Here is a 25,332-nt window from a genome sequence, read left to right as displayed (position 1 = left end):
CGACATGATGAACAATATGGGCGACATGATGAAAAAAGCCCAGAAGATGCAGGAAGAAATGCAGAAGGCCCAGGAAGAAATCGCCAAGGCGGAAGTAACCGGCGAGTCTGGTGCCGGCCTGGTTAAAGTCACCATGAATGGCCGTCACGACGTTCGTCAGGTGCAGATTGACCCTTCGCTGATGTCAGAAGAAAAAGAAATTCTGGAAGACCTGTTGGCAGCGGCCGTTAACGATGCGGTGCGTCGGGTTGAAGCGAATCAAAAGGAGAAGATGTCCGGGATGATGTCAGGTATGGGCATGCCTCCGGGCTTTAAGATGCCGTTCTGATACCGATCGCCCCCCTGAACTGAATTTGAGGACGTTTCATGGCATTCAGCCCACTGGTTGACGAGTTAGTCGAATCGCTCCGGTGCTTGCCCGGCGTAGGCCAGAAAACCGCCCAGCGTATGGCATTCCACCTGTTGGAGCGCGGGCGCTCCGGAGGCACCCGGCTCTCTGACGCCCTAAGCAACGCCATGACCGGCGTCCGACGGTGCAACAGCTGCCAGAACTTTGCAGACACTGAAGTCTGCGGAATCTGTGACAACGGCGCTCGCCGCACCGGTACTCTGTGTGTCGTTGAAAGTCCCTCGGATCTGCTGGCCATCGAACAGGCTGGTGATTATCGCGGCGGCTATTTTGTGCTCATGGGGCACCTGTCGCCCATCGACGGCGTTGGCCCTGAAGAGATCGGTATTGAGCGTCTGCTGGAACGTGTAAACCAGGAAGGGGTCACCGAACTCATCCTTGCCACCAATCCAACGGTGGAAGGTGAGGCAACAGCCCATTATATTGCCGATCGCCTGGATGGCCGCGACATCCTGATCACCCGTTTGGCCCACGGTATACCGGTGGGTGGCGAACTGGGTTACGTCGACGGTTTCACGCTGACTCACGCCTTCCGCGGTCGCAAGCCGCTCTCTGAATAAACCATCACCAGGTTACCTTATGACACCTCCAAGCCCGGCTGTTGAAGTCCCGCCAGCCCCAGACAGGATTAACTGGATTACCGAACCGTCGGCACTGGACCAATGGCTGGGTGGTCTCGGGGATGGCCTGCTGGCCCTGGATACCGAGTTCGAGCGAGTTAACACCTTCTACCCGATCCCTGGTCTGGTACAGCTCGGTTACAACGGTGATTTCTGCCTGGTCGATCCTGATGTAGCCGAAGCGTCAGTAAGGTTCAAGGAGCTGCTGGCGGATCCACAGACACCCAAGCTGCTGTACGCCATGAGTGAAGATCTCGAGCTTTTCCGGCACTGGCTGGGAATCCTGCCCAAGGGTGTGATTGATCTGCAGATTGGTGCAGCTCTGGCTGGCGTCGGCTTTTCCCTGGGCTACGCGCGGCTGGTGGAAAGCCTGTTTGGCGAAACGCTCGACAAGTCCGTGACTCGCTCCGACTGGCTGGCCCGGCCCCTCAGCGAAGCCCAGCAGCGCTACGCCGTTGACGACATCCGGTTCCTCGAGCCCATGTATCAGTGGCTGCTCGCGGGGCTGGAGGAAAGGGGCCTAGTGTACGCCCTGAGCGAAGAGTCTACCCGGTTCGCCGATGAGCTGGCCACTCAGGACGATCCCGAGAATCATTATCTCAAGTTGCGAGGCGGTTGGACTTTAACTCCCCAGCAGCAAGGCGTTCTGCGCGAATTGGCTCAATGGCGCGAACAGGAATGCCAGCGCCAGGACCGGCCCCGGAATCGGGTCTTTGCCGATGCCCTGTTGATTGCAGTGGCAGAACAGATGCCGGAATCTCGCGCAGCGTTGTCGAACATTCAGGGTGTGCCATCCGGCGCAGTTCGTCGCTATGGCGAGGTTTTGTTGCAACTTGTTGAAGCAGGTCGTAGCGCCGATAATTCCAACCTTGAGCGCATTGCACCGCCACTAACGAGAGACCAGCAGGCGTTCTTCAAGCTGTTGAAACGTCTGTTTAGAAGTGCGGCAGAACTTGCGGATATTCCAATTGAATTACTGGCGCCACGAAAGCGCCTTGAAAAAGTTGTCCAGCAACGGAGTTTGTCTGGGCACGTGTTTTTTCAGGGATGGCGAGAACAGATCCTGGCGCCGGTCCGGGCGGATATTGAGGAATTGCTGAGATCATGATTGAAAGAGAGTTTGTGTCGGTATTTCGCAGCAGCAAAAAGCGGGATACCTATCTGTTCGTACGCCGCGGCAAGGACTGGAATGAGCTACCGGAAAGCCTGCGAGCTGTGTTCGGTCAACCCGTTCACTCCATGGACCTGATTCTGACACCAGACCGAAAACTGGCCCGGACCACGGGTAAACAGGTGCTTGCAGCACTGGAGGAGAAAGACTTCTTCTTGCAGATGCCGGAAGAGCAGGACGGTTATGTCGTGGACTTCAAGAAGAAGATAGAGCCTCGGGATTCATGATTGCCCAGATTCCCTTCTGGCAGCGAAAGCGCCTGGACGAAATGACCCTGGCGGAATGGGAATCCCTGTGTGACGGCTGCGGCAAATGTTGCCTCAATAAGCTCCAGGATGAAGACACTGACGAGGTCTATCACACCGACCTGGTTTGTCGTTACATGGATCAGCGGAGCTGTCGCTGCACGGTCTACTCCGAGCGCCTGAAAAAAGTTCCGGGCTGCACCGTGCTGACACCAGCTACGGTAAACGACTACCATTGGCTGCCGCAGACCTGCGCCTATCGCACCCTGGCTGAAGGCAGGCCGCTTGCCGATTGGCACCCATTGAGAAGCGGCGATCCGGCAACGGTTCACCAGGCGGGAGTTTCGATCCGTGACAAAGTCGTCTCGGAAGCAGACGTGCCTGAGGATCAATGGGAAGAACACATCATTCACTGGATACTGTAATGATCGATACTGACGCCCAAGTGGCTTACGGAATTTTTTGGTCTGCCTACGCAATTGCCTTCGTTGTGTTCTTCTACATGATGAAGCAGCTGTTCCGATATCTGCCTCTCTACGGCTTGAGAACCCTGCTGTTGGCCGCGCTGGTGGCATTGCTGCTAACACCGGTGGAATCACCAGAGCTGGCTGATTGGTGGATTCCGGCTTGGCTGTACGGCGGCTATGAATTGGTGCTTGGCGAAACGGAGGCCGCTGGCCGGGCTCTGTTCAATCTCGGCATTGCCGGCCTGGTAATGCTACTTGTTTGGATACTGGATCTCGTTCGCTACCGTCTGGTTCGACGCTAGCGGAGGGGCAAACAACAAAAACGTATAATGCCTTGAGTGCGACTATGCCCAGATTTCAGACATTGATGTTCGTCATTGCCTTGGTGCTCCCGTCTGTGGTGCAAGCTCAGCAGGCTCCGGAGCTGGTTCTGGCTGACAAACCGGATGTTCGCATCATCGTGGACATCTCGGGTTCGATGAAAGGTAACGACCCGGACAACCTGCGCCAGCCGGCGGTCAGATTGCTCGCTCAGATGCTGCCCGCAGGTTCGACGGCAGGGCTCTGGACCTTTGGGCAGTACGTCAACATGCTGGTTCCTCACCGCGAGGTGACAGAGCAGTGGCGGGCCGTGGCCAGGGAAAAGTCAGCTCAGATCAATTCTGTTGCCCTCAGAACCAACCTCGGCAAGGCCATCGAGGTGGCTGGCGACGGCTACTACACCGGTGGTGTTCTCGAGAACACTCACTTTATTCTGCTCACCGATGGCAAAGTCGATGTGTCGAGTGATAACGGCACGAATCAGCAGGAAGAGCGTCGCATTCTCCAGACTCTTGTTCCCGAACTGGCCGAACAAGGCGCAACCTTCCACCCCATCGCGCTCTCCGCGGAAGCAGATGCCGAATTCCTGCGACAATTGGCCCTTCAATCCGGTGGCCGGTTCCAGATTGCGGATACCGCCCAGGCGCTCAGCCGGGCTTTTCTGGAAGCGTTGAACGCAGCAGTTCCGCAGGAACAGATTCCGATCGAAGGGGATGGTTTTAGCGTCGATGAAGGCGTTAGCGAATTCACCGCGCTGGTTTTCTGGGGTAAGCAGGAAACCCCGGATACTCGGAAACTGACACTTATAAAGCCGGACGGTAGCTCCGTGACGCTCCCAAGCCTGCCGGAAAATGTGCGCTGGACCCGGGAATCCGGTTATGACCTGATGACGATTACAGAACCGATGCCGGGCCGGTGGCGTATCGAAGGTGAGTTGGGTGAGGGCAGTCGGGTAACCGTTGTTAGTGATCTGCGAATGGCGGTGAGCCCGGTACCCGCACAATTTTCTGAAGAAGCGCCTATTGATCTGAACATTGCATTCTACGAGGAAGGCGAAAGGATTACCGACCCGGACTTTCTGAAGGTTCTCGATATCAAGGTCAGTGTCATCTCCGAGGATGGCCGCAGCGGTACCAAAAATTTGTCGGCAGAGCCGCCGGTAGACGGAATGTTTAGTGACACCATTGGTCGGCTGCCGGAGGATGGGGTTTACCAGATTGAGGTGATCGCAGATGGCCAGACCTTTGGCCGAAAATTCAGCACAACCACCGTGTTCACGGCAGTCTCGCCTGGGCCGGATCAGCCTACGGGTGATCTGGAGGAAACCGAAGTTGCGGTGACGGACGAAGCAGAGGCTGAGTCTGATGCTGAGCCACTACCCAACGAGAAAATGTCTGAGCCGGATTCATTGGTAGAGCCTGCAAGCGCTAATAACATTACCAGTCCGATTGATGTCAGTGAGGTTGAAACGCCAGAGATTCCAGAAGCTCCGGAGACGGAAGCCGAGCCGATAGAAATTGGGGATGCTGCTGACAATGATCAGAGCGCGTTACCTATGCCTATGTGGGTGTTCGGCGCTGGTGCTGGCGGCGCTGGCCTGATGGCCCTGACTTGGCTGGCGTTGAGGAAGAGGCAGACCAAAGATTCTGGGGACTCTGACTCTGACTCTGCCGAGGCGAGCGAACCCCCGTCCGAGGCACTGGAATCTGATCAGCCTGAGGAATCCGAGGAATCTGATCAGACTGAAGAGTCTGAGGCGTCGGAAGAGAAACCGGAAGTGGTCGACGCGAGCGAGCCCGAAGACGAAGAGGCCTCTGATGACATTCCTGAAGTAACGGAAGAACAGGACACTGCGAGCGATCCCGCCGTCCCAGAGACCGATGTCGATGAGGTGCAGGAGGAGGAGATTCCGGTTGCCGAGCGTGTGGTGCCGCAGGAAGTCGGCGATGAAGAAGAACGTGATGAATCGGTTGAAGAACCGATCCTGCAGGATGTCGAAAACGACGAGGAAGAATTTGGGCTGGATGACTTTGATCTATCTGAGTTTGACGATCTTCCGGGCCAAAGTGATATTGATTCTGATCAATCGGATGACCAGCCGAAGCCTGACGCCGATGACCAGGACCAGAAAAAGTAACCAACAGGAACTAACGCGATGAAGTTTACCGGTACTGACAAGTACGTAGCCACCGATGACCTGCAAATGGCGGTGAATGCGGCCATTTCGCTCCAGCGTCCGCTGCTGATCAAAGGCGAGCCCGGAACCGGCAAGACCTTGCTGGCGGAGGAAATGGCAGCCGCACTCGGCATGACGCTGATTCCCTGGCACATTAAATCGACCACAAAGGCCCAGCAGGGGCTTTATGAGTACGATGCAGTGTCCCGCCTGCGCGATTCCCAGCTTGGTGACGAAAAGGTCAAGGACATCAGCAACTACATTGTCAAAGGCAAACTCTGGGAAGCGTTCGATGCGGGTGAGCAGGTCGTGCTGTTGATTGATGAAATTGACAAGGCCGACATCGAATTCCCCAACGATCTCCTGCTGGAACTGGATCGGATGGAGTTCTACGTCTACGAAACCCAGCAGTTCGTAAAGGCCAAGCAGCGCCCGATCGTGGTGATCACCAGCAACAACGAAAAGGAATTGCCCGATGCGTTCCTGCGCCGGTGCTTCTTCCACTACATCAGCTTCCCGGATCACGAAACCATGCAGGACATCGTGGATGTTCACTTCCCAGGCCTGCAGCAGCAAATTGTCCGTGATGCTCTGGAAGTGTTTTTCGACGTGCGCAAGGTTCCTGGATTGAAGAAAAAGCCGTCGACGTCGGAACTGATCGATTGGTTGAAACTGCTGATGGCGGATGAATTGTCTGCCAAAATGCTTCAAGAGAAAGACACCAGTTCAGCGTTGCCGCCGTTGTACGGTGCTCTGGTCAAGAACGAGCAGGATGTTCACCTGCTGCAGAAGCTGGCCTTTATGGCCCGTCGTCGCAGCTGATACTCAGCAAGAGTCTCGTTTTATGTTGATTGATTTTTTTCTCGAAGTTCGGCGAGCAAAGGTGCCCGCCAGCCTGCGTGAGTTTCTGGACCTCCTGGAGGCGCTGCAGAATCGTCTGGCGTTCGCTGACATGGAGGAGTTCTATTACCTGGCACGTTTGTGTCTGGTAAAGGACGAGCGCCACTTCGACAAGTTCGACCGCGCGTTCAAGGCTTACTTTGAGGGTATCGAGAACCTTGAAGACCTGATGGAAATGCTGATTCCGGACGACTGGTTGCGTGCCGAATTCGAGAAGCACCTGTCCGAGGAAGACAAGGCGAAAATTGACACCCTGGGTGGTCTTGAAGAGCTGATCGAAACCTTCAAGAAACGCATGGAAGAGCAGAACGAACGCCACGCCGGCGGTAACAAGTGGATTGGAACCGGCGGAACCTCTCCATTCGGTGCCGATGGCTACAACCCTGAAGGGTTCCGAATCGGCCAGAAGAACGGTCGCCACGGCCGCGCCGTAAAGGTGTGGGAAAAGCGCGCGTTCAAGGATCTCGATGACAGCATCACCCTGGGCATTCGCAACATCAAGGTGGCGTTGCGTCGCCTGCGCAAGTTTGCCCGCCAAGGTGCTGCGGACCAGCTCGATATGGACGATACCATTCGTTCGACCGCCCGTAATGCAGGGTACCTAGACCTGAAGATGGTCCCGGAGCGTCACAACTCTGTGAAGGTCCTGATCTTCTTCGATGTTGGTGGCTCCATGGACCCGCACGTGCGGGTTTGCGAAGAGCTGTTCTCGGCGGCCCGGCTTGAGTTCAAGCACATGGAGTACTTCTACTTCCATAACTTCGTCTACGAGAGTGTCTGGACCAACAACATCCGGCGGATGAATGAGACGACGAGTACCTGGGATATCCTTCATAAGTACTCGCCGGACTACAAGGTGATCTTCGTGGGTGATGCAACCATGGCGCCCTATGAAATCTCCCACCCCGGTGGCTCTATAGAACACTGGAATGAGGAGGCAGGTGCCACCTGGTTCGAACGCATCTCGGAACATTTCCGCAAAGTGGTCTGGCTGAATCCGCTACCGGAAAGTTACTGGGGCAATGGTGGTTCTCTGGGTATGGCCAAGCAACTGGTAAATGATCACATGTATCCGCTGACCATCGATGGTCTCGAATCGGCCATGAAACACCTGAGTAAATAAAAAAAGCCGATGCGGTTGAGAGCATCGGCCAAGCTCGGCATATCAAGCGGGGGTGCCTGAAAGGCGCCCCCGCTTTTTTTCTGTACGCAAATTAAGGGCCACCAACAAAAAATGGCCATTAAACAGGTGGCTATACTAACCGGCTGCCTCCGCTCTCCATAGCACCAGGATTGCCGATCCTGCGGCTGTCAAAAATTCCGACACCGCAAGTTTCATTTTTGGACTTTTCCATTTGGTGATCTGGATACCGTTCTTGCGAGTTACCGAGTGTTACGCTTTCTGTCAGCTTGTAACAGGATAAGGCCCGTTACCAGGAAGGCAGGAGGCGAAACGGCATTATGTTCGGCACAAAATCAATAATACCGGGCCGGATACACCCACCACTTGGGTTGCTTCTCGGTTTCTATTTTTCCCTGCTTTTGCTGCCCTCGGCAGCGCTTGGGTCAGACATTGACCAGGCCATTGATCAGCTCAGGGCCCAGGTTTCTGAGCATTCTGCACAAGTTTTCGCGCTGGAACAGCAGCTTTTGCACCCGGCTGATAGCCGTCTGTCAGTTTTTCTGACGTTGGGCAGTCCAGATGCCTTGGGGCTTGATTCGGTTGAGCTGTTCGTCGATGGCAAACCGGTGGTGTCTCATTTGTACTCCGAGCGAGAGCAGAGTGCCCTGGAGGAAGGCGGGGTTCAGCAGCTGTTTACTGGCAACCTGTCAAACGGTAGCCATTCCCTGAAAGCGGTAGTCACCGCACGGTCTGCAAATGATCGTTTTGTGCGCCGGGAATCGAGCTATCGCTTTCAGAAGCGTCCGGGGAGTTTGCGGCTTCAGATGACTCTGGATGCTAAAGCGCCGGATTTTGAACCTCGTGTGTCCTTTCTTGAGTGGAAGTAAGTACCCATGATGTTCCGAGCGTTCGCGTCCCTCCCGTTAGCTTCCTGGATTTTGATTTTATGTACTGTCCCGTCTTTGGCAGCGTCAGCAACGAGTCAGGTACCGGACGCGCTGAAAGAGGGTTTGGTTCGTTTTGCCCTGGCGACCGGTGAGCTTTCACCGGTAGAGCGGCTGTCTGAGCAGCTGAAGGGGGAGTCTGCGGAGTTTCTCCGAGCCCAGGTGCTCATGGGTACGGGAAGAACGGCTGAGGGTGTCGAGGCACTGAAACATGTGGCTGAGGGCCAATACCATCGGGCTGAAGCCGCACTGTTGCTGGGGCGTTATTGGGCTGCTCAAGGTTCGATCCCGGAAACCAGGCAATGGTTTGAACATGCAATTCGCATTGGCTTTGGAGAAACACGGCAGGAGGCCGGCTACCGGCTGGCCGAACTGGAGTTGAGATCAGGCAGATCCGAGAAAGCCGGGCAGGTACTGGCAAAGATGGAGGCAGGATTCTGGGCCGCCAACGGGTATTTGAATCTGTCCAGTGAATACGCCCGCTCCGATCTGAATCCCACCCGAGCGCTAGTGGCTCTGCGAGTCGCGATGGCCATGGCAGAAAGGGATTCGGATGCGGATCGAAAGGACCATTTGTTGAACCGCCTTCGGGTCCGGGCTGGTTACCTGGCCTTGCAGAATGGCGAACCCGACAAGGCAATCGGATTTCTGGAGAAAGTGTCTCTAGAGTCCGACAACACCCCCCAGGCACTGTACCTGCACGGGCTGGCGCTTGCTGAAAAAGGCAACCATCGCGCCTCCATGCAAAGCTGGCATCGGGCCAAAAAATTTCCGCTGGCGTTTTCCGGCGTGGCGGACGCCTGGATTGCCATGGGTCGCGGATTCGATCTGTCCGGCTATTTGGGGCAGGCGGGAGAGGCCTATCTTGCCGCAAATGCTGCCTTTGAGAGCGAGCGCGTCACCCTGCGCAAGCTGGCAACCGGAATACGGGAGCAGGGCGCCTACAAGTCCTTGGTCGAAGATGCACAGGCATCCGACCTAGAGTGGTTCCTGGCTGACAGCCGAACGCTGACACAACCAAGAATGGCCTATTTGCTGGATTTTCTCGCGCAGCCTGAGGCCCAAAGGGCGGTTCGCCGGGTGGCAGAGCTGCGGGCCTTGGGCCAGAGCCTGGCGCAGCAGCAAAGGGATCTCGGCATATTTTCTCAGTCTTTGACCGATCAGCTGGTATTGCTTGATGCCCGGGACGACGGCGAGGCCACTGAGCTTCGCGAGCGTCAAATGACACTGGTTCGGGATCTGGAGAAACTATCCGCTAAATCCCTGGATGCTGGCCAGGCGGACGTGCTTCGCAGTGTCTCGGCAACCCTCGCAGCCTCCGCCGACAGCCTGCAAGAACTCAAGGGCCGAGTTAGCGCTCGACCGTCCACAATTCGAAAGCAGCTCGATCAAACCCGGACACTGAGCAACCAGACTGAGCGGCTGTCAGCTCAGACTCTATCCCTGGCGCAGCGGGCTGAGAAACACCTGGATCAATTGGCGCTGGATTACGTTAGTGAGCAGGACAATGAAATGGCTAATGCTATCGACAAAACCGCGCAACAGATCGCCCATCTATACGAATACCTTGCGCTGGAAAACCTTGCGGAGGCGGCACAGTGAGAGGGTTCGTTTGCGCGCTGGTGTCTTCATTTCTGATGCCGTTATCGGCGGCGGCCCAGGAGTCGTTCCGGGTCGAGCTCGGTCGCGACGGCGAGACCATTGCCGATATGCGGCCGGTGTACCTCAAATTCGAATCCAGGCCGATGCCGGCCATTTCCCCAGCTGAAGTCGCCCGCCGGTATCAGCAATTGTTCCAGTCGTCCGATGAACCAGCGGTGCGGATTGACGCGCTCAACCGCTTAACCAATATTCGAGATCGCACTGGTCAAGACCTGGGTTTTTCACCCGAAGAAGAGGAGCGTGTCTATGGCGAATTACTCAGCAGTTACGAAGCCATACTGGGGAAAGGCTCATTTGGAGGGCGACTCGATGAATTGCTGTACCAGATGGCCAAGGCCCATGCGTTCACCGGGCAGGCGGAACAGTCCATAGATCGGCTCAAACAACTGGTGGGCCTTTACCCCCAATCCCCACTCGTTCCCGAGGCGCGCTTCCGGATTGCCGAATCTGACTTTTCCGCCGGTCAATTTGCCGAGGCAGAGTCCGGCTACCGGGCCCTGATAAACTCTGGCAACGCCGGCGCTCTCAAGGCAAAAGCTCAATACATGCTGGGCTGGAGTCAGTTCAAACAGGGCGCACCCGCCTGGGCGCGGGCGGGCCGTACTTTTCTGTCCGTGCTGGACGAGTTCTTGCCGGACGCTCAAAGCCTTCAGAATCCACAGACATCTGCCGTCGACACCATTGATGACACATTCCGGGCCCTGGCCCTGATGGCTGCACGGAATGAGGGGCCGGATACGTTGGTTGCCTGGCTTGAAGCCGACACACCGCGGCACTGGGCCTATCTGCTGTTCGATCGGCTTGCCGATCTCTATGCGGTCAAAGGCGATTACGAGGCAAGTGTTTCTGCCAACCAAAGGTTTGTTCGTTATCACCCGGACCACCCCAAGAACCCTGCGTTCATGGCCCAGATTGCCGCGGTGTGGGAGCAGGCCGGTAAACCTGACAAAGTCCGTGCCGCCAAGGCAGATTATGTTGCAATGTTTGGTGCCCCACCGAGTTACCAGGCATTGTCTGAATCGGACCAGGCGAGATGGCGGTCGTTCAGCCGGAGGCTGGCCGATTTCCACTACACCCAGGGAACCTTGGCGTTAGCCCAAAACGACGAGGCTGTGGGCCAGGGCGCCTTTTCCGCGGCCGCCACCTACTATGAATCTCTGGCATCACGTACCGAGTCCGCCGGTCAGATACTCCGGCTTGCCGGTGATGCGCGGCTGCAGGCGGGGGAATATCTCGGGGCGCTGTTGGATTATCAGGAGGCGGCCTATCAATCTGACAATTACCCAGAGGCGGTCGATGCCGGTTGGGCGGCCCTGGTCCTGCTTCGTGATGGTCTTGAGGGCGACCGTCGTACCGCCGAGTTCCGTCCGGACCTGGCAACGGTCTCTGCCGAGTTAGATCGTTTTACTCGAAGTTTTCCTGACGATTCCCGCCTTCCGGGGCTGACGGCGGATCTGGCCTCGAGATGGTTTGCGTCTGGTAATCCGGAATCGGCGCTGAACTATGCAGGTCAAACGGTCACTAACTCGAAGGCCTCCGCACTGGAACGCTATGCCGCCTGGTTGGTGATTGCCAAAGTGCGCCAGAGCCAGGGCGAGTACGCCTTGGCTGAGCGGGCATGGACGCAGAGCTTGCAGGTGATGCCGGAAAAGGACAAGAACGATTCGGAGTCGAACGCAAAACGACAGCTGGCAACGGTAATCTACCGCCAGGGTGAAGCGGCCGCGGAACGGGGAGATGTTACGGGTGCGGTCGAGCATTTCACCCGGATAGAGGCAGTTCTGCCAGGATCGGAAATTGCCGTCAAAGGGCGCTTTGATGCCGCCAACTCGCTGCTGAAAGCTGGCCAGTGGGCGCTGGCCATCGAACAACTCCGACTTTTCCGCACCAGATTTTCCGACCATGAACTGGCCACCGGAATCAGCGACAAGCTGGTCCATGCCTACGTTGCCTCGGATCAGCCTGTTCTGGCCGCCAACGAGTTGCTCAGCGCAGCGTCGACCGCGGCCGAGCCTTGGCCTTTGCAACTAAAAGCCGCCGAGCTTTTCCATGGAGCCGGAGATCAGGGTAACCGCGACCGGCTCTACTTGAGCTACCTGAAGACCAATCCGAGCGCTGAAGACGCCGGACAACACCTTCAACTTCAAACCATGCGGCATCGGTTGGTGAAATCCGGTGACGGGGCGGGGGATCTTCGATCGGCCATGGTGGCAAGTGAACTGGCCAGTCCGTGGCACTCAGATGAGTCGCTGGCCTGGTCAGCCCGGGCTGCCTTGGTGCTCGGTGCCAGGGATGCCGCGACCTTTGCCTCGATTCCCCTGAGCCAGCCACTGGCTGACTCGCTGGATCGAAAACAGCGCGCCCTTGAGAGCGCCCGCGCCCGATTTCTTGAGGCAGAGCAGTTGGGAGGGGAGGCTGTGCGCTCGGAGACCCTGTTCCGTCGTGCCGAACTTTACCGGGTTTTGGCTCAGGATCTGATGACGTCTTCGGTTCCGCTAGACCTGAATGAACTTGAGGCCATGCAGTATCAAATGTTGCTCGAGGAAGAGGCGTTCCCATTCGAGGAGAAAGCGATTGGCCTGCACTCCGACAATCACCGCCGCTTGGCAAACCACGGTTACGATGCCTGGATTGGCAAGAGCCTGGGCGTTCTGGCTGAGCTCAACCCTGGGCGTTATAGCCGTTCGGTGCGGTGGATGACTCGGAAAGACCATAAACCGTCCAGTGGAGGGCCGGGATGATGGGTAGCCGAAATGAGGTTCATGCTCTGTTGTTTGGTGTGTGCTTGGCCATGTTCGCGGGGTGCTCTGGCCCCGCGGTAAAGCCGCAGGCTCAAGTCGATCCAGCACTGGCCGCGACGCTGGCAGAGCAGGGTAGGCAAGCGTTGGAACAGGGCAATGCCGTGGCGGCCAAGAGAGCATGGCGGCAGGCAGTGGAGTTAAATCCCGCCGATCCTGTGGTGGTGAATAATCTGGCGTTGCTGTTGGTCGAGGATCGCAGCTTCGTGGAAGCCACGTCACTGCTGGAGCGTGGGCTGGAGCATTCACCCAGGGTTGCGGAGCTTCATTACAACCTGGCGGTGATTGCCGAACTGTATCTTCTCGATCTTCAGAAAGCACTGGCGCATTACCAGCGTTATCGAGAGTTTTCCGAAGCCGAGGATCAGGCAGTGGCGGGCTGGATTGCTGACCTCGAACGGAGGCTTGACTGAATGATTGAATTCGGAAGCAGGACAGCAACGGCTCGGCGATTGGTGCGTAGCCTGGTCGCGGTCTATTTCGGCCTTACTGCTCAAGCTTCATTCGCTTCCGCGCCAGGCCAGAGTGCGGAAGTAGGGGGTATGAGCCTTAATGTGGAAGGGTTGTCTGCCAGCATTGGCGAAGATAATCCGCGCGTGCTCTACATTCTGCCCTGGCAGGCGCCGACCTTGCCGCGCCGGCCACGGGAAAAGCTACAGGATCAGTTTCCGACACTGACGCAACCTGTGGATCCGGTCATTTTTGAGGGCCATCGGCGGTTTCGCGACACCCTCAATCCATCGCTCCTGAGCCCCAGCGAGGGCTCGGCAATAACAACTCAATAACCACGCAGTAAATACGGAGAGCAGACATGCTGGACACGATGGTTCGATTTTTTCAGGATGGTGGCCCGTTTATGTACCCCATCGCGGCGGTACTCGCCATTGGCCTCGCCATCACCCTCGAGCGCTTTTTTTACCTTGCCTCGGTTCGGCGCGGAAACCGGGTGGCCTTTGAGCGGGGCATCTTACCCCTGCTGCAAAAGCGTGATTATCAGCGCGCGATGAAAGCCGCCAGTAATTCCGACAGCGCGATTGCCGCCATCATGGGCGCGGGCATTGCGCGCCTGCTGAACCACAGCCGGCGCGAGGATATCGAATACGCCATGGAAGAAGGGCTGATGGAGGTGCTGCCCCGTCTGGAGAAACGCACCCAATACCTGGCCACGCTCGCGAACATTGCCACCTTGCTAGGTCTGCTGGGCACGATTATCGGCCTGATCGCTGCGTTCACCGCCGTAGCAGCTGCCGATCCTTCCCAGAAGGCAAGTCTGTTGTCAGAGAGTATCTCGATTGCCATGAACACCACGGCATTTGGCCTTATGTCAGCCATTCCACTGCTGATGTTTCATGCGGTGCTGCAAACCCGAACCAATGAGATCGTCGACAGCTTCGAAATGGCCGGCGTCAAACTGTTGAATATTATCTCGGATCAACGCAGCCAAACCGCCCTGGCTTGATCCAGGAATGGTTCTGACATGGCCATCACCTCTTGAGTAAGTGTGTATGAGACGCCGACATCGAAAAATGGCCGCTCCACCGGATCTGGACATCACCCCGTTCATGAATCTGATGATTGTGCTGGTCCCCGTCTTGCTGCTGGGCATGGTTTTCAGCCAGGTGCGCATGATCGAACTTAACTTTCCTGGCCAGGACATTGCGGGATCACCAGAGCATGAGGAGTTCAGGCTGGTGATTACGCTAATTCCGGCCGGGATTGAAATTGCGGACAGTGAACGCGGTGTCATTGCGGCATTAGCCGCGGATAAGAACGAGCAGGATTTCGACGGATTGAGGCAGATATTAAGGGAAATAAAACGCCGCGTTCCCAATAAGACCGACGTCATTCTGGAAGTGGGAGCCAATATCGATTACCAGACACTGGTATATGCCATGGATACGGTGCGTTCGTACCCGGCTGTTGTCGCCGCGAGTGTGGTCGAAGGTGAACTCTTCCCCGATGTCTCGCTGATGGATGCGCCGGCAGATCGACAGCTCGCCAGCGATGGCAGCGTCGCTGCCAAGGAGGGCGTATGAAATCGTCACGTAGAGCAGGAAGGATTCGGCGTCATTATGGCCGAATGCACCGGGCGGGGGGCCTGAACCTGGTTTCCCTGATGGATATCTTCACCATTCTTGTCTTTTTCCTGATGGTTAATTCGTCCGACGTCAAAGTGATGCAGAACACGGCCGATGTCGCTTTGCCTAAATCCACGGCGGAGCAAGAGGCCGCTGACTCCCTGATCGTTCAGGTGGCCAGTGGTCTGATCCTGGTCCAGGGTCGGGAGGTTGCCCGGCTTGATGGGATAGAAGTAGGTGATACGCACATCGAAGGCCTGGCCGACGAGCTCGCGTATCGCCGTCAGCGGCACTCTGCGGTGCCGGAAGCCGGTTTCGAGGTGACCATCATGGCAGGCCGGGATACCAACTACCGGCTGCTGCGTAAGATCATGCAAACCTGTGTTGACCAGCAATTCCGGCAGGTCCGCTTGGCCGTCGAGGCGGAGGTGCGCAATGGCTGATCTTCGCCAGTGGAATGCAACCAGTGGCGAACTGCCCTGGAGTTCTGCCGCCAAAGAGGACCGCCAGTTTGCAATTATTGCCGCTCTGGTCGCGGCTGTATTCCTTCTCATTGCGCTCTGGGTTCCATTCCTTCACGTTCCCGAGATTGAGCGTTCAGAGGCTGAGCAGGTCCCGCCACAATTGGCGCGATTGGTGGAACGGCCGAAACCGATGGTACGCCTTGAACCCAAATCCCCTGAACCAGAGCCCGTCGCCAAACAAGAACCGGCCTCGGAAACTCGGCCACAACCCATGGTTGCCAAGCCTGCGCCCAAACCGACACCCAAGCCTGAGCCGGTCGCTCCTGCTCGCCAGACGGCGGAGCAGGCACGGGAAAAGGCGTCCCGGTCCGGGCTGCTTGCCATGAAAGACCGGCTCGCCTCGCTACGGGCGGCAGCGGCAAGCGAGCCTAAAGGGCTACGAGCAAACACCAGTGCCGAAGTCGCAAGGCAGAACGTCAACATTGAACGACAAGTCCTGCAGGGCAGTGGTGGCGTGACGGATGCCGCGACACCCCAGGCGCAGGTCGCGGTGCAGGGACACCAGGTGAAGGAGGTTAAAACTGTGGCCAAGGCGGTATCCAAGGTGGCCAGTCAGGCCCCGCAAGAACCGTCGGTAGGCGAGCGGGCTATGAGCAACATCCGCAAAGTATTTGATGCCCAGAAAACCGCACTCTATGCCCTGTATCGCCGGGAGCTGCGTCAGGATCCTACGCTTGAGGGCAAGCTCCTGTTGGAGTTGATCATCGAACCCGATGGCTCGGTGTCGGCCTGCCAGGTCGTTAGTTCGGAGTTGGGTAACCCGCCTTTGGAGCAGCGTATCGCCATGAGAGTTAGGTTGTTTAACTTTGGCACCGATGATGTGGCAACCAGAAAAGTTCGGTTTCCCATCGATTTCCTTCCGGGGTAGGCGGCCAACTAGCCCTCAATGGTGATTTTGGGCAGGCGAGGTTTGTTCAGGGACACCTTTTCCGTGGGCGCAATCACCCGGGCCTCCCCAGTGACCACCCGCTGGTTGTTCTGGTTACGCACGTCGCACTTGAACACGACGCGATTTTTAGCCTCTTTTCGCAGCACGCTGAGCGTGACGGTGAGGGTGTCATCCAGTTTGACCGGGCGTTTGAACGACAGGCTCTGTTCCAGATACACGGTACCAGGGCCAGGCATAACGGTTGCCAGCGCCGCGGAAATCAGCGATCCACTCCACATTCCGTGAGCGACCCGTTCCTTGAACATGGATTCGGCGGCATACTCGGAATCGAGGTGGACCGGATTTAAATCTCCGGTTACCGCTGCAAACAACACCAATTCGTCCTCAGAAAGGGTTCGTACATAGGTGGCGCTGTCGCCTTCGTTTAGCTCGTTGTAGGTGATATTTTCCAGGGTATCCAGAATATCGCTCATCGTGTGCTCCGGACGAATTCGATTTGAGTACAGGTGGTTAGGCGCCTTCCCTGAAAACTACCTCATCGTTCACAAAACTGCTATTCTCTCCCCACTTTTTGCCTCTGATACTTTTGTAGGGTTGATTTTGATCAGCGTTGCATTGGTGGATCATTACAATCAAAAACGCCAAACAGGAGATGGTGATGGATTTCGAGCAGTTCTATCAGGATAAATACCCTGCCGGTGTGCCCCGCGAGGTCGACCTGAACAAATACAACAGCATGGTTGATGTCTTTGACCAGTCCGTTAAGAAACACGCGGACCGTCCTGCCTTTAGTGCTGTTGGCGCGACTCTCACCTACCGTGACCTGGACACCCAGAGCCGCAATTTTGCGGCTTGGCTGCAAAACAAGACGGACCTGAAGCCGGGCGACCGTATTGCCGTCCAGATGCCGAACGTTAGTCAATATCCTGTTGTGGTATTCGGTGCCATGCGCGCCGGCCTGATTGTGGTGAACACCAATCCGCTGTACACCACCCGCGAAATGGAGCACCAGTTTAACGATTCCGGTGCCAAGGCTTTGGTGGTATTGGCCAACATGGCTGAGAACGCCGAGAAGGTCCTGCCGCATACCGGCATTGAACACGTGATCGTCACCGAGATCGCGGACATGCATTCGCCGATCAAGCGGACACTTCTGAACGCCGTAATCAAGCACGTGAAGAAGATGGTGCCTCCTTTCAATATCCCCGGCGCCCACAAATTGCCGGCGGTTCTGAGCGCTGGTGCCCGTGAGAAATTTACGCCGGTTGAGTGCAAGAAAGATGACATCGCCGTGCTGCAGTACACCGGTGGTACCACTGGTGTCGCCAAAGGGGCAATGCTGACTCACGGCAACCTGGTGGCAAATTTGCTGCAGACCCGTCCGATGATGGGCGATATTGTGGTCGAAGGTCAGGAAGTAGTGATAGCGCCGCTACCGCTCTATCACATCTATTCCTTCACCCTGAACTGCGGCATCATGCTGGAAGCCGGTGCGCACAACGTGCTGATCCCGAATCCGCGTGACATTCCTGGCTTTGTTAAAGAGCTGAAGAACCACAAGTTTTCTGCTTTCCTTGGCCTGAACACACTGTTCGTAGCCCTGTGCAATAACGAGGAGTTCCGGAACCTGGACTTCAGCAGCCTCAAACTGACCTCGTCTGGCGGCATGGCCCTGACCAGCGATACCGCGAAGATGTGGGAGAAGGTTACCGGTTGTGAGATCTCTGAAGGCTACGGTATGACCGAAACCTCACCGGTGGTGACCTTCAACCCCCACGTAGCCATCCAACTGGGTACCATTGGCCTGCCGATCCCTTCAACCATGATCAAGACCATTGATGACGACGGCAACGAGACACCGGTGGGGGAGCCGGGCGAACTTTGCGTCAAGGGTCCGCAGGTAATGCGTGGCTACTGGCAGCGCCCCGAAGACACCCAAAAGTCGTTCACCGAAGACGGGTTCCTGAAAACCGGTGACGTTGCACTGGTCCAGGAAGACGGCTACATCCGTATCGTTGACCGTAAGAAGGACATGATTATCGTGTCCGGCTTCAACGTGTTCCCGAACGAAATCGAGGACGTAGTAAGCAGCCACCCGAAAGTCGTTGAATGCGCGGCAGTCGGTATCCCCGACCCTAAGAGTGGTGAGGCGGTGAAGGTTTACCTGGTCGCAACGGCCGAAGGTGTCAGCGAGAATGAGCTGAAGGAATTCTGTCGCGAGCGTCTGACGGCATACAAGGTGCCCAAGCACTTTGAGTTCCGCGAGGACTTGCCCAAGACTAACGTCGGCAAGATCCTGCGTCGCGAATTGCGTGACGAAGCCAACGCCAGTTAACGGGCCTCGGCGCCACTGGTGTCTGGCCCCGGATTAACGGGGCAGGCGCGCATACAAACCCCGCTTCGGCGGGGTTTTCCATTTTTAAGCGTATGGCTTTCCCGATAGACTGTCGCCAAGCCAGTAACCGATACCGATTGAGAACGACTCCCTATTGCGATGACAAACACCACCACTGATCGAACCAGCGCCGTCAACCCGCCGCCAGATGGTAAGGCGGCCGTGAAAGCCATGATGAGCCAGCTGGAGATCTGCAATCAGCAGGAAGCTGCCCGGATCCGAAAAGCTGTGGCCCGAACCAAGGGGGAACCGGGCCAGAAAGACCTTGAGAAGATGGCGCGGTGGCTGGAGCGAGGCCTTGAAAAGGTTCAGCAGCGTCAGGCGTTGCACAAAACGGCCAGTTTCCCGGAAGGCCTGCCGGTGTCGGAGCGGGTAGACGATATTCAGCACGCCATCGAGAACAATCAGGTAGTGATTATTGCAGGTGAGACCGGCTCTGGTAAAACCACGCAGATTCCGAAGATCTGCATGAACTCTGGCCGGGGTATCCGAGGTGTGATTGGTCATACCCAACCCCGGCGTATCGCCGCCCGCAGCGTTGCTGCCAGGATTTCGGAAGAGCTCGGCGAGCAGACGGGCCAGCAGATTGGTTACCAGGTCCGGTTCACCGACACGACCTCGGAGCAGTCCCGGGTCAAGGTAATGACGGACGGCATATTGCTGGCGGAAATACAGCATGATCGTTTTCTCGACCGTTACGACACGCTGATCATCGACGAGGCGCACGAGCGCAGTCTCAACATCGACTTTATCCTGGGATATCTGCGCCAACTCCTGCCCAAACGCCCGGACCTCAAAGTGATCATCACCTCGGCGACCATCGAGGTTGATCGATTTAGTGAATTCTTTAACAAGGCGCCGGTTATTGAAGTCAGCGGCCGGACCTTTCCGGTGGATGTTCGTTACCGGCCACTGACCGGTGACGAGGACGATCGGGATCAGGGCTGGACCGACGGGGTGATTTCCGCCCTGGATGAGATCGAGCAACACGAACGCTCCGAAAAACAGCCGCCCGGGGATGTCTTGGTATTCCTGCCGGGTGAGCGGGAAATACGGAACCTCAGCAAGGTGCTCCGTCACGTAGACCTGAAACATACTGAAGTTCTTCCGCTGTACTCGCGCCTGAGTAACCAGGAGCAGAATCGGGTTTTCCAGTCGCACCGGGGACGCCGGATTGTGCTGTCTACCAACGTGGCGGAAACGTCACTGACCGTGCCGGGTATTCGCTACGTGGTAGACACCGGTGTCGCAAGGATCAGCCGCTATAGCGTGCGCTCCAAGATCCAGCGTCTGCCCATCGAGCCCATCTCCCAGGCCAGTGCGAACCAGAGGGCAGGGCGATGCGGGCGGGTTGCACCCGGCATTTGTTTCCGGCTGTACGATGAAACCGACTTTATCAATCGCCCGGAATACACCGATCCGGAGATCCTGCGCACAAATCTGGCCTCGGTTATTCTGCAGATGGCGACGTCGGGCCTGGGCGAAATCCGTAACTTTCCATTCCTCGAGGCGCCTGACCGCCGCCAGGTTAATGATGGCTACAAGCTGCTCGAAGAACTGAGTGCGGTCGATGACAAACGCACTGTCACCAAACTCGGCCGCACCATGGCCAGGCTGCCTCTGGATCCTCGGCTGGCCCGCATGCTGGTTACCGCGGCTGACAAGGGCAGCCTTACTGAAACCCTGATTATTATCGCAGGACTGAGCGTGCAGGATCCTCGCGAGCGACCCCAGGAGAAACAGCAGGCCGCGGACCAGGCGCACGCGCCGTTTACCGACAAGGAATCGGATTTCGTTACCCTGCTAAACATCTGGAACTTCTACGAGGAACAGCGCCAGGAGCTGTCCCAGAACCAGATGAAAAAGGTCTGTCAGAAGAGTTTCCTGAGCTGGATGCGTATGCGCGAATGGCGGGACATCCATCGCCAGCTGACCGTGATTTGTCGGGAGCAGAAGCTGGCGTCCAATAAAGATGCTGCCAGTTACGAGGCACTGCATCAGGCCATCCTGGCAGGTTTGCTCGGGCAGGTGGCGGTTAAGGTTGAAAAGAAGGAATACCTGGCGACGCGCAACCGGAAAGTGCTGATTTTTCCGGGCTCCAAGGTGTCCAAAACCGGCCCGAAATGGATCGTTGCAACCGAAATCGTCGAGACCAGTCGGGTATTCGCGCGTATGGTCGCGGCCATCCAGCCTGAGTGGATTGAGCCCCTGGCCGGACACGTGGTCAAGCACAACTATTTCGAGCCGCACTGGGAGCAGAAAAGAGCCCAGGTGATGGGCTACGAAAAAGTGACCCTCTACGGCCTGGATGTTGTACCCAAGCGCCGGATTGCCTACAGCAAAGTTGATCCTGCCGAGTGCCGGAACCTGTTTATCCGCCGCGCCCTGGTGGAGGGCGATTATCGCTCGAGGGCGCCGTTCATTGCCCGCAATCGGGAAATGCTAAACACCGTTGAAAACCTGGAGAAGAAGACCCGGCGTCGGGATCTGCTGGTGGATGATGAGGCACTGGTGGCCTTCTACGACGAGCGCTTGCCGGCAGATATTGTCAGTGGCCGGCATTTCGAGACCTGGTGGAAAGGTCTGTCCGCGGAAGGGCTCAAGCATCTTGAGCTGACGGAAGATGACATTCTGCAACGCCCGGTAGACGCTCAGGCCGGTGAGTTGTACCCCGACTACCTGGAGTGGGAAGGCGTGCGCTATCCGCTGAGCTACGAGTTCGAGCCCACCAGTGAGCGAGACGGGGTGACCCTGCAGGTCCCTCTGATGGCGCTTAAGCAGATTCCTTCCCGGCGACTCGAATGGCTGGTGCCTGGCCTGCTGCGGGAAAAATGTGTCGCTTTGGTGAAGGGCCTGCCGAAGTCCTTGCGGCGAAACTTTGTGCCGGTCCCGGATTTTGTCGACGCGGCGCTGGCCAATATGCAGCCTTCGAACGAACCTCTTGCCCTGCAACTGGGAGAGCAGCTGAGGCGCATGACGGGAGTTCGGATCGATCCCGAGGCCTGGCCTGAGTCCGAATTGCCCCGGCATTTACGGATGAACCTGCGGGTTATGGGGGATGGTGGCAAAGTCATGGCTGAGGGGCGAGAGACCTTTCAGTTGCAGGACCAGTTGGAGGGCAAGGCAGAGGAAGCGCTGGCCTCAGCCACCAGTGAGTCCAAGACTGCTGAGCCGACGGCTGAGCATGCCGACTGGCAATTCGGCACTTTGCCCGAACAGGTGCAGACCGAAAAAGGCGGTATGCAGGTAACGGTTTATCCTGCGCTTGACGATCAGGGGAGAACGGTTCGCCAGATTCGTTGCCTGGATCGATTGACCGCGGAAGACACTACCCGTAAGGCCGTGGCCCGTCTGGTTCTGAATCGCTTCGGCAAGACCCTGGATGATCTGGAGCGTAAGTTGCCGAGGTTCAAACAGTCTGCGCTCATGTTTGCCCCGATTGGCCGGGCCAGCGTACTGCTCGACGATCTGTTGCTGGCCACGGCAATGCAGCACTTTCTCGGAGACGGCGTGCCACGGACAGCCGAGGCCTTCGACGCCCTGTTTGATCGTCACCGTGGTGATTTCATCCCGGCGCTGGAAGAAGCGGATCAGCGGTTGTACCAGGCCATGTCGGGCTATCAGAAAGTGGCGAAGCAACTGAAGGGCAAGATCAGCCTGGCCCTGGCCTCGAGCATGGCAGATCTTAAGTTCCAGCTGGAGAACCTGGTGTATCCCGGCTTTCTGGTGGCGACACCCCCGGAGTGGCTCGCCGAATTTGGTCGGTACTTTGAGGCAGCCCTGGTTCGGCTGGAAAAGATGCCCCGGGAAATGGGTCGGGAACGGGAATTTCTGCACACCATCGAGCCGCTATGGTCGCGCTACGCCAGCAAGCGGGACGAACTGCTGCGACAGGGCGTCCGGGATCCGGAGCTGATTGTCTATCGCTGGATGCTGGAAGAATTTCGGGTGTCCTTCTTCGCACAACAACTGGGCACTGTGATGACGGTTTCCGTCAAGCGATTGGAGAGGCAGTGGGAGCAGACTCGCATTTAAGGCTAATTAAACCCGCGCGCCCTTCCGGTGCGTACGACAGCTTTTGCTGACGGGCAAATGCTGGAGACTGTGTTAGTATTTCCGGCAGCGTATTAGACAAGTCTTCAGTTTTAATAATCAAGACGTGGGGTTAGCGTGATTAAAGCCGTCATTAGCGGAACCGGTCTCTATACACCGCCGGCGACCATAGACAACGACGAACTGGTTGAAGCCTTCAACCAGTATGTTGAGATTTTCAATTCAGAACATGCGGACGCCATTGCCAGTGGCGACGTGACGCCCTTGCAGCCGTCCTCCTCGGCCTTCATTGAGAAGGCGTCCGGCATCAAGCGTCGGCATGTGATCAACAAAGACGGAATCCTTGACCCGCATCGGATGACACCGTCCATTCCCGAGCGCAGCAACGACGAGCTTTCAGTTCAGTGCGAAATGGCGCTCTCTGCCTGTAATGAGGCCCTTGAGCAAGCTGGCAAAACCGCTGCAGACGTGGATGCGGTGATTGTCGCCTGCTCCAACCTGCAGCGGGCCTACCCGGCGGTTTCCATTGAGGTTCAGCAGGCGTTGGGCGTTAATGGATTCGCTTATGACATGAACGTGGCCTGCAGTTCGGCGACGTTTGGTCTTCAAGCGGCGGTTAATTCGGTCGAAAACGGTGCTGCCCGTTCAGTCCTGGTCGTCAGTCCTGAGATTTGTTCTGGCCATCTCAACTTCCGTGATCGCGACAGTCACTTCATTTTCGGTGACGCGTGCACGGCCATTCTGGTTGAGCGGGAAGAGGACACCCGTGAGGGTCAGGGATTCGAGATCCTCGGAACTCGTCTGAAGACCCAGTTTTCGAACAATATCCGCAACAACTTCGGTTTCCTGAACCGTGCCGATGAATCGGGTGTTGGTAAGCCGGACAAGCTGTTCATCCAGCAGGGCCGGAAAGTGTTCAAGGAGGTTTCTCCGTTGGTGGCTGAGACGATTCAGAGTCAGCTTCAGGACCTGTCTCTGTCGCCGGACGGTCTGCGTCGCATGTGGCTGCACCAGGCTAACCTGAACATGAACCAGCTGATCGCCCGTAAAGTGCTTGGTCGCGATGCTTCTGAGGACGAAGCACCGGTTATCTTGGACGAGTATGCCAACACCAGCTCGGCCGGGTCGATCATTGCGTTCCACAAGAACAAGGCAGACCTGGAGTCCGGAGACATCGGCGTTATCTGCTCGTTCGGTGCCGGCTACTCAATCGGCAGCGTAGTGGTACGCCGCCGATAAGCCCTCGTTATTCGGTTGCCAGAGCCCTCAGGGTATCTGGCAGCCGAGTTGAGGTTCGCGTCTTACGGTCAAACCAGACAACCTTGGCATATCCCTCCGCGTATACATCGCCCGTCTCGGCATCGGTAAGCACATGGTAAGTATCAAGGCTGGTATTTCCCGCCTTGTCTGCGTATGTTTCCACCACGACGGTTGCCGGGTGATTCAGTTCCTTCAGAAATGTCGCGCTGGTCTTTATAATGACCGGACCCGTAGGTTCTTCCGGGCCACCGAGATTCAGGGAACTGAGCCAGACAATGCGAGCTTCTTCGAAAAAGCGGAAATAAACCGTATTGTTTGCGTGGCCAAATGCATCCATATCGCCCCAGCGGAGCGGCACGGTTAGAGTGGCAACGTGGTTTCCCGGTACTGACATCAGAGTTCCTCCGAAACAACGAGCAGAATAAAAGTAATAAAAGCGCCGGTATTTTTGACGGATTGAAACGACTTTCACAACCCCTTTTACAAGCCAAGAGCACACAATGAGACAACTTTTTTTTCGGCGCTGGTACGGTTTTCTGCTCTCGATCGCGCTGTTGATGGGTCTGCCAGTGGGCCTGGCATCGGCCCAGGCTATGCAGGAGCCAGCACCGGAAGGGGCAGCCGAGGTACGAGTGTCGGATCCCTATGAGGGCTGGAACCGCAAAGTGTTCCGATTCAACGAAACGCTTGATCGGTGGTTTTTGAAGCCGGTCGCGCAAACCTATCGCACGGTTACCCCCACTATCATCGACCGTGGCATCACTAACTTCTTCAATAACCTCCAGGAAATTCGCAACCTCGCCAACAGTCTCTTGCAGCTCAAGGGCGAATCGGCCGTAGTGGCCGCCGGCCGTTTCACCTATAACACGGTGTTTGGACTGGCTGGTTTTTTCGATGTCGCGACGGCGTTTGAGCTTCCCGAACGCCCTGAAGACTTCGGTCAAACCCTTGGCTACTGGGGCGCCGGATCCGGGCCATACCTGATGCTGCCGTTGCTGGGGCCGTCGAGCCCGCGTCATTTCGGTGGTATGGTGACTGATATCGTCGTATTGCCATCGGCGTGGGACGCGGTTGAGAGTCCGACCGATCTGTATGCCCGGGGCGTTCAGATTGTCGACAAGCGTGCCGATCTGATTCCGGCCGAGAGTTTCATTTCCGGGGACAGCTATATCTTTGTCAGGAATGCATTTCTTCAGCGCCGTGAATACCTGATCAAGGATGGTGAAATGGTGGAAGATCCCTTTTCCAGCGGTAACGATGAAGACGTGATGCTTGAAGATTTCTGAGCCAGCACGCT

General features: G+C 56.8%; 24 protein-coding genes. 22 read left to right on the top strand and 2 right to left on the bottom strand.

Features of this window, described 5'->3' with window-relative positions:
- Nucleotides 1-4: 4 nt before the first annotated feature.
- The 18 genes from FCS96_RS16910 to FCS96_RS16825 all read left to right on the top strand — a co-directional run bounded on the left by FCS96_RS16910 (nucleotide 5) and on the right by FCS96_RS16825 (nucleotide 16,306).
- Nucleotides 5-328, top strand: a complete 324-nt coding sequence (locus FCS96_RS16910; RefSeq protein ID WP_138441554.1) for a YbaB/EbfC family nucleoid-associated protein — start codon at nucleotides 5-7, stop codon at nucleotides 326-328.
- Nucleotides 329-366: 38 nt separating this feature from the next.
- The gene (gene recR, locus FCS96_RS16905; protein ID WP_138441553.1) at nucleotides 367-969 is read left to right on the top strand and encodes a recombination mediator RecR; all 603 of its coding nucleotides are present in this window, start codon (nucleotides 367-369) and stop codon (nucleotides 967-969) included.
- Between the two features lie 19 nt (nucleotides 970-988).
- A complete protein-coding gene (locus FCS96_RS16900) occupies nucleotides 989-2,137 on the top strand; it encodes a ribonuclease D (RefSeq protein WP_138441552.1) in 1,149 nt (382 codons plus the stop codon).
- A complete protein-coding gene (locus FCS96_RS16895) occupies nucleotides 2,134-2,427 on the top strand; it encodes a YcgL domain-containing protein (protein WP_138441551.1) in 294 nt (97 codons plus the stop codon). The genes FCS96_RS16900 and FCS96_RS16895 overlap by 4 nt, the downstream gene beginning before the upstream one ends.
- Nucleotides 2,424-2,870: a YcgN family cysteine cluster protein gene (locus FCS96_RS16890; RefSeq protein WP_138441550.1), complete on the top strand. Its 447-nt coding sequence runs from the start codon at nucleotides 2,424-2,426 to the stop codon at nucleotides 2,868-2,870. The genes FCS96_RS16895 and FCS96_RS16890 overlap by 4 nt, the downstream gene beginning before the upstream one ends.
- Nucleotides 2,870-3,214: a hypothetical protein gene (locus FCS96_RS16885; protein WP_138441549.1), complete on the top strand. Its 345-nt coding sequence runs from the start codon at nucleotides 2,870-2,872 to the stop codon at nucleotides 3,212-3,214. Before FCS96_RS16890 ends, FCS96_RS16885 begins: the two co-directional genes overlap by 1 nt.
- A gap of 44 nt (nucleotides 3,215-3,258) precedes the next feature.
- Nucleotides 3,259-5,370 carry a VWA domain-containing protein gene (locus tag FCS96_RS16880; protein ID WP_138441548.1) on the top strand — a complete coding sequence of 704 codons (2,112 nt, stop codon included), beginning with the start codon at nucleotides 3,259-3,261 and terminating at the stop codon, nucleotides 5,368-5,370.
- Nucleotides 5,371-5,388: 18 nt separating this feature from the next.
- The gene (locus tag FCS96_RS16875; RefSeq protein WP_138441547.1) at nucleotides 5,389-6,231 is read left to right on the top strand and encodes an AAA family ATPase; all 843 of its coding nucleotides are present in this window, start codon (nucleotides 5,389-5,391) and stop codon (nucleotides 6,229-6,231) included.
- 22 nt (nucleotides 6,232-6,253) lie between these two features.
- Nucleotides 6,254-7,432: a vWA domain-containing protein gene (locus FCS96_RS16870; RefSeq protein WP_138441546.1), complete on the top strand. Its 1,179-nt coding sequence runs from the start codon at nucleotides 6,254-6,256 to the stop codon at nucleotides 7,430-7,432.
- 338 nt (nucleotides 7,433-7,770) lie between these two features.
- Nucleotides 7,771-8,319 (top strand): AraC family transcriptional regulator, encoded by a 549-nt coding sequence (locus FCS96_RS16865; protein ID WP_228264145.1) that lies wholly within the window; start codon nucleotides 7,771-7,773, stop codon nucleotides 8,317-8,319.
- A gap of 75 nt (nucleotides 8,320-8,394) precedes the next feature.
- Entirely contained in the window at nucleotides 8,395-9,978 is a 1,584-nt protein-coding gene (locus tag FCS96_RS16860; protein WP_138441545.1) for a tetratricopeptide repeat protein, read from the top strand.
- Entirely contained in the window at nucleotides 9,975-12,779 is a 2,805-nt protein-coding gene (locus tag FCS96_RS16855) for a tetratricopeptide repeat protein (RefSeq protein ID WP_228264144.1), read from the top strand. The genes FCS96_RS16860 and FCS96_RS16855 overlap by 4 nt, the downstream gene beginning before the upstream one ends.
- Entirely contained in the window at nucleotides 12,776-13,249 is a 474-nt protein-coding gene (locus FCS96_RS16850) for a tetratricopeptide repeat protein (RefSeq protein WP_228264143.1), read from the top strand. The genes FCS96_RS16855 and FCS96_RS16850 overlap by 4 nt, the downstream gene beginning before the upstream one ends.
- Nucleotides 13,250-13,621 (top strand): hypothetical protein, encoded by a 372-nt coding sequence (locus FCS96_RS16845; RefSeq protein ID WP_138441544.1) that lies wholly within the window; start codon nucleotides 13,250-13,252, stop codon nucleotides 13,619-13,621. It begins immediately after the preceding gene.
- Nucleotides 13,622-13,647: 26 nt separating this feature from the next.
- On the top strand, nucleotides 13,648-14,295 hold the full coding sequence (locus tag FCS96_RS16840; RefSeq protein ID WP_138441543.1) for a MotA/TolQ/ExbB proton channel family protein: 648 nt from the start codon (nucleotides 13,648-13,650) through the stop codon (nucleotides 14,293-14,295).
- Nucleotides 14,296-14,341: 46 nt separating this feature from the next.
- A complete protein-coding gene (locus FCS96_RS16835; protein WP_138441542.1) occupies nucleotides 14,342-14,872 on the top strand; it encodes an ExbD/TolR family protein in 531 nt (176 codons plus the stop codon).
- Complete coding sequence (locus FCS96_RS16830; RefSeq protein ID WP_138441541.1) at nucleotides 14,869-15,357, top strand: ExbD/TolR family protein; 489 nt, start codon at nucleotides 14,869-14,871, stop codon at nucleotides 15,355-15,357. Before FCS96_RS16835 ends, FCS96_RS16830 begins: the two co-directional genes overlap by 4 nt.
- Nucleotides 15,350-16,306 (top strand): AgmX/PglI C-terminal domain-containing protein, encoded by a 957-nt coding sequence (locus tag FCS96_RS16825; protein WP_138441540.1) that lies wholly within the window; start codon nucleotides 15,350-15,352, stop codon nucleotides 16,304-16,306. The genes FCS96_RS16830 and FCS96_RS16825 overlap by 8 nt, the downstream gene beginning before the upstream one ends.
- An 8-nt stretch (nucleotides 16,307-16,314) precedes the next feature.
- Here the strand turns inward: FCS96_RS16825 and FCS96_RS16820 are convergent, their stop codons facing one another.
- Nucleotides 16,315-16,800, bottom strand: a complete 486-nt coding sequence (locus FCS96_RS16820) for a MaoC/PaaZ C-terminal domain-containing protein (RefSeq protein ID WP_138441539.1) — start codon at nucleotides 16,798-16,800, stop codon at nucleotides 16,315-16,317.
- A 185-nt stretch (nucleotides 16,801-16,985) separates the two neighbouring features.
- Between FCS96_RS16820 and FCS96_RS16815 the strand changes: the two genes are divergently transcribed.
- The 3 genes from FCS96_RS16815 (at nucleotide 16,986) to FCS96_RS16805 (ending at nucleotide 24,014) form a co-directional block, all read left to right on the top strand.
- Nucleotides 16,986-18,662: an AMP-binding protein gene (locus FCS96_RS16815; RefSeq protein ID WP_138441538.1), complete on the top strand. Its 1,677-nt coding sequence runs from the start codon at nucleotides 16,986-16,988 to the stop codon at nucleotides 18,660-18,662.
- A gap of 159 nt (nucleotides 18,663-18,821) precedes the next feature.
- Nucleotides 18,822-22,757: an ATP-dependent RNA helicase HrpA gene (hrpA, locus tag FCS96_RS16810; RefSeq protein ID WP_171040840.1), complete on the top strand. Its 3,936-nt coding sequence runs from the start codon at nucleotides 18,822-18,824 to the stop codon at nucleotides 22,755-22,757.
- 135 nt (nucleotides 22,758-22,892) lie between these two features.
- The gene (locus FCS96_RS16805; RefSeq protein WP_138441537.1) at nucleotides 22,893-24,014 is read left to right on the top strand and encodes a beta-ketoacyl-ACP synthase III; all 1,122 of its coding nucleotides are present in this window, start codon (nucleotides 22,893-22,895) and stop codon (nucleotides 24,012-24,014) included.
- Between the two features lie 7 nt (nucleotides 24,015-24,021).
- On the opposite strand, the gene FCS96_RS16800 is transcribed toward FCS96_RS16805, so the two are convergent.
- Nucleotides 24,022-24,429: an acyl-CoA thioesterase gene (locus FCS96_RS16800; RefSeq protein WP_138441536.1), complete on the bottom strand. Its 408-nt coding sequence runs from the start codon at nucleotides 24,427-24,429 to the stop codon at nucleotides 24,022-24,024.
- 106 nt (nucleotides 24,430-24,535) lie between these two features.
- Here FCS96_RS16800 and FCS96_RS16795 point away from each other — a divergent pair, with 106 nt between their 5' ends.
- Complete coding sequence (locus FCS96_RS16795; protein WP_138441535.1) at nucleotides 24,536-25,321, top strand: MlaA family lipoprotein; 786 nt, start codon at nucleotides 24,536-24,538, stop codon at nucleotides 25,319-25,321.
- Nucleotides 25,322-25,332: the final 11 nt, after the last annotated feature.

Source organism: Marinobacter alexandrii, from assembly GCF_005871205.1.
In the GTDB taxonomy this organism is placed as follows: domain Bacteria; phylum Pseudomonadota; class Gammaproteobacteria; order Pseudomonadales; family Oleiphilaceae; genus Marinobacter; species Marinobacter alexandrii.
Note: the sequence above shows the minus strand (reverse complement) of the source record. Positions and strands in the feature narration are given on the sequence as shown.